Origin of the sequence: Agarivorans sp. Z349TD_8 (genome assembly GCF_050870825.2) — a bacterium.
Taxonomy (GTDB): domain Bacteria; phylum Pseudomonadota; class Gammaproteobacteria; order Enterobacterales; family Celerinatantimonadaceae; genus Agarivorans.
Genome location: NZ_CP194037.2, coordinates 1399804 through 1413095, shown reverse-complemented (window position 1 = coordinate 1413095; position 13292 = coordinate 1399804). Strand labels below are relative to the sequence as shown.

At 45.6% G+C, this 13292-nt stretch carries 11 protein-coding genes; 7 read left to right on the top strand and 4 right to left on the bottom strand.

Going from position 1 to position 13292, the window contains the following annotated elements; genetic code table 11:
* The first annotated feature begins 157 nt into the window (after positions 1-157).
* Both ACRRS1_RS06370 and ACRRS1_RS06365 read left to right on the top strand, forming a co-directional pair.
* Complete coding sequence (locus ACRRS1_RS06370; protein ID WP_432468141.1) at positions 158-1171, top strand: sugar ABC transporter substrate-binding protein; 1014 nt, start codon at positions 158-160, stop codon at positions 1169-1171.
* A gap of 287 nt (positions 1172-1458) precedes the next feature.
* A complete protein-coding gene (locus tag ACRRS1_RS06365; protein WP_432468142.1) occupies positions 1459-2088 on the top strand; it encodes a LysE family translocator in 630 nt (209 codons plus the stop codon).
* A 119-nt stretch (positions 2089-2207) separates the two neighbouring features.
* Here ACRRS1_RS06365 and ACRRS1_RS06360 read toward each other — a convergent pair whose 3' ends face one another.
* Entirely contained in the window at positions 2208-2825 is a 618-nt protein-coding gene (locus tag ACRRS1_RS06360) for a hypothetical protein (protein WP_432468143.1), read from the bottom strand.
* 339 nt (positions 2826-3164) lie between these two features.
* On the opposite strand from ACRRS1_RS06360, the gene ACRRS1_RS06355 reads away from it, so the two are divergent.
* From ACRRS1_RS06355 to putP, 4 genes are all read left to right on the top strand, one after another.
* Positions 3165-3932, top strand: a complete 768-nt coding sequence (locus ACRRS1_RS06355; protein WP_432468144.1) for a helix-turn-helix domain-containing protein — start codon at positions 3165-3167, stop codon at positions 3930-3932.
* 268 nt (positions 3933-4200) lie between these two features.
* The gene (gene putA, locus ACRRS1_RS06350; protein WP_432468145.1) at positions 4201-7332 is read left to right on the top strand and encodes a bifunctional proline dehydrogenase/L-glutamate gamma-semialdehyde dehydrogenase PutA; all 3132 of its coding nucleotides are present in this window, start codon (positions 4201-4203) and stop codon (positions 7330-7332) included.
* A gap of 35 nt (positions 7333-7367) precedes the next feature.
* The gene (locus tag ACRRS1_RS06345) at positions 7368-8075 is read left to right on the top strand and encodes a hypothetical protein (protein ID WP_432453994.1); all 708 of its coding nucleotides are present in this window, start codon (positions 7368-7370) and stop codon (positions 8073-8075) included.
* Positions 8076-8261: 186 nt separating this feature from the next.
* The gene (putP, locus tag ACRRS1_RS06340; protein WP_432468146.1) at positions 8262-9758 is read left to right on the top strand and encodes a sodium/proline symporter PutP; all 1497 of its coding nucleotides are present in this window, start codon (positions 8262-8264) and stop codon (positions 9756-9758) included.
* 190 nt (positions 9759-9948) lie between these two features.
* Here the strand turns inward: putP and ACRRS1_RS06335 are convergent, their stop codons facing one another.
* Positions 9949-10200 (bottom strand): DUF2999 family protein, encoded by a 252-nt coding sequence (locus ACRRS1_RS06335; RefSeq protein ID WP_432453996.1) that lies wholly within the window; start codon positions 10198-10200, stop codon positions 9949-9951.
* A gap of 296 nt (positions 10201-10496) precedes the next feature.
* Between ACRRS1_RS06335 and cowN the strand changes: the two genes are divergently transcribed.
* The gene (cowN, locus tag ACRRS1_RS06330) at positions 10497-10787 is read left to right on the top strand and encodes a N(2)-fixation sustaining protein CowN (protein WP_432453997.1); all 291 of its coding nucleotides are present in this window, start codon (positions 10497-10499) and stop codon (positions 10785-10787) included.
* 119 nt (positions 10788-10906) lie between these two features.
* Here cowN and ACRRS1_RS06325 read toward each other — a convergent pair whose 3' ends face one another.
* Both ACRRS1_RS06325 and ACRRS1_RS06320 read right to left on the bottom strand, forming a co-directional pair.
* Entirely contained in the window at positions 10907-11872 is a 966-nt protein-coding gene (locus ACRRS1_RS06325; protein ID WP_432468147.1) for a sensor domain-containing diguanylate cyclase, read from the bottom strand.
* A 174-nt stretch (positions 11873-12046) separates the two neighbouring features.
* Complete coding sequence (locus ACRRS1_RS06320; protein WP_432453999.1) at positions 12047-13219, bottom strand: glycerophosphodiester phosphodiesterase family protein; 1173 nt, start codon at positions 13217-13219, stop codon at positions 12047-12049.
* Positions 13220-13292: the final 73 nt, after the last annotated feature.

Here is a 13292-nt window from a genome sequence, read left to right as displayed (position 1 = left end):
ATCGATATCAACCATACTTATTTGCGAAGTAATAAATGAATAAATTTAATCACTGAGCAAACTTGAGTCATTCATATTCGAATGATTTCTTATTTCAAGTAAGTGCATCCATCTAAGGTGTAGCGTCTGCTGCTTAACAACAAGACCGGAGAAAGATATGAACAAGTTTATTACATTACTCGGAGTGACTTCGTGCCTGATAGTTAACGGTATCGTGTCTGCTGCGGACAAGCCCATTGTTGGGCTCATCACCAAAACCGATACCAATCCATTTTTTGTAAAAATGCAAGAAGGCGCGAAGAGTAAAGCCGATGAATTAGGTTTAGAACTCATGACGTTTTCTGGTAATTTTGATGGTGACAATCAAACTCAAATACAAGCGGTGGAAAATCTAGTGGTTTCGGGCGCAAAAGGGATCCTAATTACCCCGAGTGATCCGGTCGCTATTGTGCCGGTTTTAGAAATGGCCCGCTCAGCTGGCGTATTAGTAATCGCGTTAGATACACCATTGAATCCTGCGAGTGCGGCAGACGCCACTTTTGCTACCGATAATTTTACCGCAGGAGATTTGATTGGACAGTGGGCGAAGAAGCAAATGGGTGACGGCGCCTCATCTGCCAAAATTGCTTTACTTGATCTCAACGAAAATAAAATCAGTGTTGATGTCGCTCGAAATCAAGGCTTCCTCAATGGCTTTGGTATTGATTTAAAAGATCCCAAAAATATGGGGGATGAAGATGATCCGCGCATTGTTGGTAACGAAGTGACGCAAGGCTCTCAAGATGGTGGGCGAACCGCCATCGAAAATCTACTTCCCAAAGATACTGGCATTAATCTGGTGTACACCATTAATGAACCGGCTGCCGCTGGTGCATATGAAGCGCTCTCTGCATTCGGCAAACAAGATGCGCTGATCGTTTCAGTCGATGGTGGTTGCGCTGGAGTTGAGAATGTTAAAGCTGGGGTCATTGGGGCGACTTCGATGCAATTTCCTCTTCGAATGGCGTCAATGGGAGTTGAAGCCGTTTATGAATTTATTCAAAGTGGTAAAAAACCACAAAATACCGCTGGGTTGGACTTCGTAAACACAGGCGTTGAGTTGATCACCGATAAACCAGTTGATGGCATTCCTTCTAAATCATCAGCCGAAGGTTTAACTTTATGTTGGTAAGTTAACTCGTTTTGTTACTTCCAGGCTGTGTGTCTTCAACGACTGCAGCCTATATCTTTATTCGAAACACCTCGACTAAACCAATCGCTCCCTGAGGATTAAATATCTGCTGATACGAGTAAATTGAACCAAGGAAAACCATCAGCCTGCCACGAACAGAAGTAACATACCCTCCCAAAAAACCATTATTCAGCGTTAATTCCATCGCTGACGATGGCAGCCAATAACCCATATGCACTCGCGCCTTGGACTCTGTATAATCTGCGAAAAAATCGGTAAGGATGACCATGATTGATGTTTCTATACTGCCACTATTTTTAGTGAGCATCGGATTTTTAGCTATATCTCCAGGCCCAGATATGCTGCTTATCTCCACTTATTCATCAATCACAGGCTTCAAGGCAGGGCTAATAATATCACTCGGTATTTTTTTGGCAGGTTTAATTCAAACTGGATTAGTAGCATTCGGTTTAGGCCAATTAATGCAGGCTCTACCACCGCTGGTTATTGCAATTAAGGTTGTAGGTGCGATCTATTTATCATGGCTCGGTATTAAATTATTGCGAGGCTGGTTACAAGATCACAATCATTCCAGCTCTCCCAAAATACTGAGCTTAAATAATAAGCAACTGCTATCAAGAGGTTTATTCAATAATTTAATGAATCCAAAGGCGTTGCTTTTCTTTAGCATGTTCTTACCTCAATTTACCCATCCACAACAAAATTTGACTACACAAATCCTGCTACTAGGCGTCTTACTTAGCAGCGTCGTGTTACTAATCAACATCATTTTTTCTCTGTCATTCAGTAAATTAGGAAAATTATTCGCCAATGGTTTAAAATTTGGCCGACATGCCGATGGCCTTTTAGGATTGATTTTCTTGGGTTTAGCTGCTCGTTTAATCAGCAGCAAATAATCAAAACGTCAAGGTGAGCAGTTTAATTGACGGCAAAAGTAAACCATGCCTAAGCAAATCAGCAGTCAGGGTTATCACATGAACATTCGTGTCTATAACCCTTATCCATTGAGTTCTGCTTAAAACTTAACTGCAAGCCCTAGGTAGGCACCATTATTCTTGGTGCTGTAACGACGAGTCGAAATATCTTCATATAGGTAACCCGCAGACAGGTCGATAGTGCTCACCGCCAAATCTAATAATTCATAGCTTACACCCGCTCTAAAACGATTCGCTTGATAATCATCGTCTACAAGCGACAATTTTAGATCGCTTTCAAGGCCAAAACCGGTTCCCACAAAATGCCAGGCAACGCGGCCGACACCATACATCTGCTCACCATTGTCAGTTCCCGATAATAAGCTGTTTGCACTATCCCAACGCTCATATCCAGCACCTAAGTCGATGTAAAAACCTGCCGTATCTAAAAGATTGTAATATAACTCCGCTTGATAGCTTGAACCATCCGCAGCATCACCTTGCTTTCTTTTATTCATACCAATCGCGACATTAGGAATCACCGGAACAAAATGCTTCAACCTTAACTCCATATCACCCTGCCAAGCCGACGAGGCTTTAGGCTCGCTATCGGTTTGGGAAATATGGCTGGCAAAAGTAAGACCAAGCAAGTCAGCCTGAACTGGCAAAGCTGGCAGCGAGGCCAATACAGCAACACCTAGTGCGAAACGAAATTTCATGATGAGTCCTTCAACTAAAATAAGATCAACAAATAAATGAACATTCTGCCATATAGACCCCCTAACACCAACACAAATGACCAATATAGTATTTAGCGTTGGTTTATTTGACTATACAGAACTATACATAATGTCAAAAAAAGCATAATTGACAATACGCAGCACATGACGATGTCTTCAATTAAAGATTACACTTGTTGATGCGTCGCTCAATCGGCAAGTCAATTGACACATATTACAAATTAATCCACTATCGTTTATTAAACACCCAAGCAAACGACTCACACCAATGTAAATGATGTGGTTTATGACAGTTCTTAATTTGCAAAGTAAACATATATGGTTAAAACCAACAGCTTATCTCAAGTATTAACACTGCCTAGTCAAGCCCATCATCACAGCCACAACTTTTATCAAGTGGTAATAGGGCTACAAGGACAGACCGAGTTTGATATTGAAGGCGCGGGTAACTTGGTTGGGCCGGGTCAAGGCTGCTTGGTATCCGCCGACAACAAACATGCATTTACTGGCTTGGGGCGTAACCAAATTTTAGTCGTCAATCTACCGCTAGAACAAACCCATGAAATGCAAGACAAAGTTGAGCAGCTATTCGAGCGCCAAGCTTATTTTCAGCTAGGTAACCAAGCGCAGGTGCTTATCGGAGCGTTATGCCACGAAATACTTAGCCAGCCACAAGATCAGTTGCTCGGGCAAGCTTGCGCCCATACCCTGGTCTGTGTTTTACAAAACCAATTAGCCCAAACCCAGCTTCGGCAACGCCCGCTCGTCCGCTTACAGATGGATGTGATTGACAGCTACATTCAATTACATCTACATCAGAAGATCACGGTTGCGCAGTTGGCTGGTTGTGTCTATTTAGCAGAAAGCCAATTTCATCTATTATTTCGCCAGCAAAATGGCATCACCCCTCACCAGTATCTGCTACGCAAACGTTTTGAGTTAGCCAAACAATTGTTAGACGATGCTACACTGACACTATCTCAGATTTCCGATAGCTGTGGTTTCGCCAGCCAAAGCAGTTTTACCAGTGCATTTTCCAATTATTTTGGCGTATCTCCGGCCCGCTACCAACGTCAATTTCGCTGAACCAGCAATTAGCTTTAGCCACTTTTTCTTCAATGCAAATCCGCTAAAACGACATCAGCTCAAGCCAGTGAAACATTTGTAACACAAAATAAAATGATGAAACAAATGTTAGCAAATCCTTAAATTCGTGTTAGTTACCAGAGTATTTCTAAAAAACAGCGTAGCATTTCTTAATACAGGGCGAAAAAAGCCCCTTACAATCGATTGAGCAATAACAAAGCAATAACATTCTTGACCCCTCAGCAAGAATCGCAATCAAGGAAGTCGCATGCTGAAACACTTAAATTTTGATGCTCAGGCAATCGTTAATCCAGCCTATATTGAGCAGGCACCTGAACAAATATGGCCCACCATTTCGCCACTGTACTGTGTTGACGAAGATCAATTGTTAGAGCAACTATTACCGCTCGCTCAGCCCTCAGACCAAGAGCTCACGGCAAGCACCGTATTTGCCACCCAGCTTATCGAAAGGGTCAGAGCCGATAAAAAAGCGGTACAAATGATCGATGCCCTACTGCTGGAGTACAGCTTGGATACCCGTGAAGGGATCTTGTTAATGTGTTTAGCCGAAGCCTTGATGCGGGTTCCTGACGCCGCGACTGCCGATGCGCTGATCCGCGATAAAATGGGTGCTGCCGATTGGAAATCTCACCTGAAAAACTCAGACTCTCTGTTTGTCAACGCATCGACTTGGGGTTTAATGCTCACCGGAAAGGTGGTCAATCTCGACAATGCAGAGTCAGCTCAACCAAATAAAGTCATCAACAAATTAGTGAATAAATTCTCTGAGCCAGTGATCCGCCAAGCGATGAACCAGGCAATGAAAATAATGGGCTATCAATTTGTATTAGGTCAGAGTATTCATGAAGCGCTAAAAAATGCCGAAAAAAGCCGCATCCAAGGCTATGGCTACTCGTTTGATATGTTGGGCGAGTCCGCCCTTACCATGCAGGATGCCAACCGATACCTGCAAGATTACCACCAAGCCGTCACCCAACTCGCTAATAATAGCAATAGTGCTCAGGCTTTAGGCGCCACTCCTTCGATGTCGATCAAGCTATCGGCGATCCATCCTCGTTACGAAGCGGCTAATCGTGAACGCGTTTTAGATGAAATGTTTGCCAGTATCCTCAAGCTATTGATCCATGCACGACAACACGATGTTGCTATTACCATCGACGCCGAAGAAGCCGACCGTTTAGAAATATCTTTAGAGCTGTTTGCTAAACTCTATCAGGATCCTGCGGTTCGAGGTTGGGGAAAGTTTGGCTTAGTGATCCAGGCATACTCAAAACGTGCCCTACCCGTGATTGCCTGGCTAGGCGCTTTAGCTAAACAACAGGGTGATTTGATTCCAATGCGCCTGGTGAAAGGTGCTTATTGGGACGCAGAAATTAAGTTGGCCCAGCAGCATGGTCATCATGGTTATTCGGTGTTTACTCGCAAAGAGTCTTCTGATGTGAGTTATCTGGCCTGCGCCCGACTACTGCTCAGCGAACATTTCCGCGGATTAATTTACCCGCAATTCGCCAGCCACAATGCGCATACCGTGGCCGCGGTTGCGGCAATGGCTCAGCATAAAGATTACGAATTTCAACGTTTACACGGTATGGGCGATGCTCTATATCATCACGCTCGAGAGCTCATCAATAGCGATGTAAGAATTTATGCGCCGGTTGGCAGTCATAAAGATTTACTCCCTTATTTGGTGCGCAGACTACTGGAAAATGGTGCCAATAGTTCTTTTGTTCACCGCCTCGTCGATGCCAACTGTCCGGTCACCGATCTCACCGTTCATCCGGCTCAAGTGTTACGTTCACGTCCAACATTAGCCAACCCACGCATCGTTAAGCCGCCACAACTATTCGGTGAAGCGCGCAACAACTCATTAGGAGTTGCCTGCGATATTGCCAGTGAATGGCAACCTTTTGAGCAACAGGTTCATCAGTTCATGGAACCATACCAATGGCATAAATCCAGCATTATAAATGGTCAGGCACTGAGTGGGACTGCGCGCCCCATTGATGCGCCCTACGAACGGCAACAACAGGTGGGTTCTGTCGCATGGGCCAAGCCACAACAGGCCGCCGAAGCCATTGAATTTGCCGAGCAAGCTTATCCCCAATGGCGCGATACCTCCGTTGAGCAACGCGGCGCGTACCTATTAAGCCTCGCCGACAAATTAGAGCAACATATGCCCGAGTTAGTTGCATTATGTCACCGGGAAGCTGGTAAAACGGTACTGGATAGTATCGATGAAATTCGAGAAGCGGTTGATTTCTTGCGCTATTACCCACAACAGGCCAGCGCAAACTTTAGCCAGCCGTTAACTCTGGACAACTTCAAGGGCGAGACGCAAAACTATCGCTATCAGGGCCGCGGCGTGTTTGTTTGCATTAGCCCTTGGAACTTCCCTCTGGCGATCTTCATTGGCCAGGTTTGCGCCGCCTTAGTGAGCGGTAATACTGTCGTCGCCAAACCTGCCGAACAGAGCTCGTTGATTGCCGCTCGCTGTATTGAATTACTCCTGGAAACGATGATCCCCTCAGGGGTAATTCAGTTAGTCATTGGTAGTGGTGCCGAGCTGGGTGAATGTTTAAGCGCCGATCCACGAATCGCTGGCGTGGCCTTTACCGGCTCCACTCCAACCGCTCAAACCATTAATCGTCAGCTCAGTCGACGCAATGCCATGCCTGTCCCCTTCATCGCCGAAACCGGTGGGCAAAATGCAATGCTGGTCGATAGCACCGCACTACCAGAGCAGGTGGTTCGAGACGTGATTCGTTCCGCTTTTGCTTCTGCAGGACAACGTTGCTCGGCGCTGCGCGTCTTGTATATCCAGCAAGACATTGCCGAGCGAGTCATTGGCCTAATTCAGGGGGCAATGGCGGAACTCTGCGTGGGCAACCCGGCACAATTGAAAACCGACGTGGGTCCGGTCATCGACGAAGCTGCGCAGGCAAAATTACTTGCACATATTGCTTGGTTACAACAAAATGCTCGTCCCATTTATCAGCTAAACCTAGACAAGCATTGCCAACAAGGCAGCTTTGTTGCCCCCTGCGCCTTTGAGATAGACAGTATTGAACAGCTCAGCCAAGAACACTTCGGCCCCATCCTTCACGTGATAAAATACAAAGCAAATCAACTTGATAAGGTGATTGATCAAATCAATGGCAGTGGTTTTGGTTTAACCTTAGGGGTGCATAGTCGTAACGAAGCCACCTATCAGCATATCGAGCGACGGGCGCGGGTAGGTAATTGCTACATTAACCGTGACCAGGTTGGTGCGGTGGTGGGCGTTCAACCCTTTGGCGGACAAGGACTCTCTGGTACCGGCCCCAAAGCAGGTGGCCCTCATTATCTTTACCGCTTTTCAAAAGCAGTGGTAAGTAACTAAGACTGAATATTGAAATTAGCGCGTGGAGAATAATAATGAGTGATGTAAGCAAAATATTAAAGCAAAGCCAGGCGGTATTCGAAGCTTGGCAGCAACAAAGCGTGGCGGAGCGTGCCGCACTATTAGAGCTCTGGGCTCAGCTATTAAGCCGACGTTCTGACGCTCACAATAAGAGCGCCGCGATGATTCGTTTTCAATGCCAACAGGCATTAGGACTAATTGCCGAAGAACAGGAGCTCGAGGGCCCCACAGGTGAGAGTAATCATTTATATTGTGTTGGTCGCGGTAGCATGCTGGTACTGGGCGACGAAACCGCCAACGAAGTCGCCATGGTTGGTCAAATCAGCGCCGCTCTGGTTGCCGGCAATACTGTGATATGCAGTATCAACCCTCAGGCTGAATGTGACTTAGATCTGCTACTTTCAGACCTGCTCAAAGCTGGTTGTCCAAACCGAGTGGCCATTTCGTTACCGCCGGAACAAAACCAGGCCATGGCAGAACAGCCTGCGATTGCCGCTGTCGTCATCAGCGGTACCGAACAGAACTGTAAGCACTACGCCCAGTTGCTGGCTCAACGCGAAGGACAACTGGCTCAAATCATATGCGAAACCGACATGTTTGAATTGAAGCAATTGAGCGAGCCGCATTACTTATTACGCTTTATTACCGAGCGTACCCGAACCATCAATATTACCGCCATCGGTGGTAACGCCAAGCTGCTGGAATTAGGTAGCGGCGAATAATAGTCAAGCCTCTCCTTATCAATTGGTTCAGCGGGTGTCGCTGAATCGGGGCATCACGACTGATGTGCAAATATAGCTCATCAATCGCTTGCTCTGATTCACCGCCCGCTGTCTAAATTGAGCAGTTGAGTTGATCGGTTTGATATAGGGAAAACACAACATTTTTGTACACAAAAAGGAAATAGAATGATTGAAAATAGCTTTGCTATCAGTGCCACATTTATAGCCTATCTCATTGTTATGCTATCAATTGGCATTTATGCATACAAACGAACGTCTAACTCCGAGGATTACTTTTTAGGTGGTCGCTCATTGGGTCCCTGGCCAGCAGCCTTGTCAGCTGGAGCCTCCGACATGAGCGGCTGGTTATTGCTCGGTTTGCCTGGTTACGCTTATGCAGCTGGCATCGAATCGTTTTGGCTAGCCGGAGGTCTCTTAGTGGGAACCTGGCTCAATTGGCTGTTGTGCGCCAAAAGATTGCGCACTTACTCCATCGTTGTGAATAACGCCCTGACCATTCCTGAGTTTTTTGCCCAACGCTTCGAAGATAAATCGAAACTACTGCAAACTATTTCAGCCTTATTCATCTTATTGTTTTTCTTGTTCTACACCAGCTCAGGCTTAGTCGCAGGCGGAAAACTATTTGAGACCGTATTTGGCTTAAATTACACCACGGCTGTGATCGTCGGCACCATCTGTGTGGTATCTTACACCTTATTTGGTGGCTTTTTAGCGGTCTCCTGGACGGACTTAGTGCAGGGTTTGTTGATGTCTGCTGCCCTGGTGATTGTACCTATCGCCGCTTTTGAAGGCTCGTTTGGCGATTTAAATATAGCCTTACATGCCAAAAACCCAGAACTACTCAGTTTATGGAATGATGCGAAGGGTCAACCTTTATCGGCTGTTGCAATCATCTCATTAATTGCATGGGGCTTAGGTTACTTTGGTCAGCCACATATTCTGGCTCGATTTAAGGCCACCCGCAGTAATAAAGATATTACCACTGCACGTCGTATTGCAGTGAGCTGGACAGCCCTTTCAATGGCCGGTGCCTTACTGATTGGTATGGTGGGCATTGTTTATGTCGATGCTCATATGGGAGGAAGCATTAAAGATGGCGAAACAATCTTTATGCTATTGGTTAACGCTATCTTCCATCCAGTGGTTGCGGGGATCCTATTAGCGGCAATTTTAGCCGCCATTATGAGTACCGCCGATTCTCAGCTATTGGTTTCTTCTTCAGCCTTAGCCGAAGATTTCTACAAGCAAGTGCTTCGCCCGAACGCCAGTCCAAAAGAAGTGGTTCAAGTGGGCCGTCTTGCGGTTGTTGGTCTTTCCATAATTGCCTTGATGCTGGCCATGAACCCAGAAAGCTCGGTATTAGGCTTAGTCTCTTATGCCTGGGCTGGATTTGGTGCAGCCTTTGGTCCGGCGATTTTACTCAGCTTATTCTGGAAAGATATGAATCGTAATGGTGCCTTAGCCGGTGTCGTTATCGGTGGGGTAACCGTGGTGCTTTGGAAACAGCTAGAGGGCGGTATTTTCGATCTCTATGAAATTGTCCCCGGCTTCATCCTAGCCTCAGCCGCGATTATCTTAGTCAGTAAGTTCACTGGCGGGGCCAGCGAGTCAATACTCAAAACTCACCTAGAATATCAACGCCAACTGGACAGCATGGATTAATCATTGTTGCCAAGGAACCAGCCAACCCTCAGTGGTTGGCTTTTTTTTGCCTGTATCTGTTGTCTAACAAGGCGCCATTCTCAAGCAAAAACCTTGCTCTCTTCACTCCTCACACCTCAAAATAAAAAATCATTCAAGCGTTTCGATTCTATATTTTCAACGATGCTTTAAGCTTCAGGCGTAAGTTGACTTACTGTTGAAGTTTTTTCTTAGCCTCTTCAACTTTTGACAAATCTAGCCCTAATTCTGCAACAGCTTCTTTAATCAAAGCAGGGTTCTGCATCACCTGTCCCATCAACAACTGGAGCTTGTCTTGCGGTAGACCGAGTTGACTGACCGTGGCCATAGCCGCCAGAGGATTTTCGGTGAGCGCCTGAAAAAGCTCACTAATTTTCTGGTCGCTAATATTATGCTCTTTTAACATCCCAAGGATCGGGTTCATCACATTACCTTTTAAACACTCAATGAAATAGAAACGCAGTCTAACATTTGGCTCAGCTTAGTTAAAATACAACGCAAATATTGAAATGAAACATGAAACGAAAAATGCGAAGTGGTGGCGGCTAAACATAAGTTTCCGCGAAACGAGGACCATGTCAGAAATGCAAGGCATCGCTTTCTCTTCTTACGACTACGTTCATCTAGCACTTCAGATCCGCGACTCAATCAACTGGTATTAAGTTTGCAGTTCAAGCTTAAATTAGCATCAACCAGAGACCGTCTAAAGGAGCCAAAAAGATGAAAGATAATGTAGACAACTGCGACCGTTACGTGTCGTTTGTTGGGATCAGCTGCGACCTGAATGCTGATAAGCTAATCGCTATCTTAAAAAAGAAGCTAAGTCAGCAACAAGGCGCTCCAGAATGGCATGACTACTTTAAACAAAAACTTCAACAACAGACCAAAGCCGGTCACGACAACCTACATTTTATTGGCAATCAAACCAATACCTTGTATGAGTATTTTGAGCAATGCCAAGATCAGCAAGCGCTAGCATTACTGTATCGAATCGAACAAGAATGTTGTTAACTTTATTACAATTTCGAGCAATAGCGAGGTAGCTCTTGAGCCATAAAATTAAGCGCTCAAGATGCTCTCCCATTTAGCGCCGCCAATATGGCCTAATAAATCATCAATGCTAGCGGTGCTTAACCAAGCTTATCTGGATGCTTTTGCCGATACATCTGTTGGTCGGCCAACTTTAATGCACTGTCAACGCTAAGCGCTTGAGAAAAATCAACATAAGTAATGCCGTAGCTAAATTCCAAGGCATAAGCCAGCCCCAAATGTTCAGCCGTTTGCTTTAAGTCATCGGCAAAACGCTGTAATACCTCTTCGGCCTGCGCTAGAGTGCTGTCTGTAAACAACACCGCAAACTCATCGCCGCCTAGTCGGCCAAATAAATCAGATTGGCGCAAAGAGAGTTGCATTTGCTGGGCCACCAGCTGTAAGGCGCGATCCCCCTCAACATGACCATATTGATCATTAATCGGCTTAAATTGATTCAGGTCTAAATAAGCGAGAACCAACGGCAGTTGCTGGCGTTTACACATCGCAAAGGCATATTCTGCCAACTTCATAAAACCACGTCGATTAGAGATTTGAGTGAGTTCATCGGTACTGGCAAGTAACAACGCAGCCAACTCCTGCTCAACCATCGCCGCTAAATCAACCAAGGCTTGCAGATCGTCGTCAGTAAAGTGCCTTGAACGACTATCGATAATGCACAAAGTACCCAGCTTTTCACCAGAAGTTGCACTTAAAGGATGTCCTGCATAAAAACGAATATGGGGATTATCGGTCACCAGTGGATTATCGGCAAAACGAGGGTCTTGGGTCGCATCGCCAATGATAAAAGTTCGCTCACCGAGAATAGCGTGTCCACAAAAAGAAATGTCCCGCCCAGTTTCGCAGACGTCCAGTCCAAAGCATGACTTAAACCACTGCCGATTTTCATCAACCAAACTCACCAAAGCTATCGGTACATCAAATAGTCGTTTAGCCATTCGAGTTATCCGGTCAAAACGCTCTTCTGGCTGAGTATCTAAGACATTCAGCTGGCATAAAGCTTTCAGACGACTCGCTTCGTTATCAGGTGTTTTAGGGGCTTGCATTCCAGACCCATTGATTATCTCTTACAATAAGATAACTATAGTCAAATAAATCAGATATATATAAAGAATAATTCAGGCGGCTGTAAGCAATAGGTTCCGTGACCCCAGCCGCTCTGATGAACCCAAAATAGCCGTTGTAAATTCGTAATACCACGGCCACAAACTCGTCGCTGTTTATTGGGTGCAATTGTCGTAAAAGGTGACGGTTGCAGGCCAATCAGAAAAGACCCCAATAACACCAAGTTGCTGCTTAAGTACATCTAATACCGCTAATTCAGGATAGCTTGTATAGCGCCGCTCTAAACTCCAGGTAATTAAATCTAAACCTTGTGCCTTAAGTTCTTTTGCATAATCGGTGGCCTGCAATTCACCATTTTGTTCTTCCACTAACAGCGTATAGATCGGGGCAACAATCTTGATCCCCTTCGCTGCGATCTCACTGGGGCTGGGTACATCTGCAGGTTTACTCACCAAAAATACCCCTTGCTGCCCATAATCAGAATTATTCGCCAACCAATATTCCAGATCATCAATCAAAAATGACTGTGGGTAGACTTCACTCGGCTCAACGCCTGCTTCGGTATATTCATCAATCATTTTTTGCGCAAACTGCTGTTGAGTCATTCCGGCTGCTGCGAGATCTTGTGCACTTGGTGTTTTAAGTTCGGGCGTCATTTTCACACCGAGTTGCCTAAATAAAGCAATGCTTTCTTTATGCGACATCAAAGTACCTGTATTAGCGTACAAATCGGTACGCCAATTAGGCGTCGCTTGCATGTACTCTTGCACCGATGTTGCATTGGCATTACTCGAGTCCATTTTACCTTGTAAGGATTTGTATTCCGCTAAGGTAAAATCTGAGGTACGACACTCGGCATTCGCTTTAAGACCATTGACCGGATCCGCTGGGGTAAAGGGCTGAGAACACTTGGCAGCCAGCTCGGGGACGGCTAATACATTGGTGGTGGTATGTAAATCGGCATGGGAATGACGGCAAACCAACTCCCCATCCTTGGTTAGCGCAACATCACATTCAATCACTCCAGCTCCCATGCTCGCAGCAGCGATATAGCCTTCGCGGGTATGCTCTGGAAACATTAACGGTGCACCGCGATGCCCAATTGACAAGTAACTCGATTGATAACTGCTTTTGCTCTCGAGGCAAGCGCTCAGGGTATCCTTTAAGGTCCCTGCTGCAAGTTGATTCACCAAATAGCCGGGACGAGGACCTAACTGTACCTTACTGGTAGGGCCGGAAGCCGATTTTGCTTGAACAATATCATCATCATTACAAGCACCAAGCAATAACACCGGACACAATACAAAAGCCAACTGAGTTAATTTCATTAAGAAAGTCCTTTTAAACAAAATGAATAGAGGACGTTTAGTTGAGCTTAACCCGATGACAAGGAGATGAACA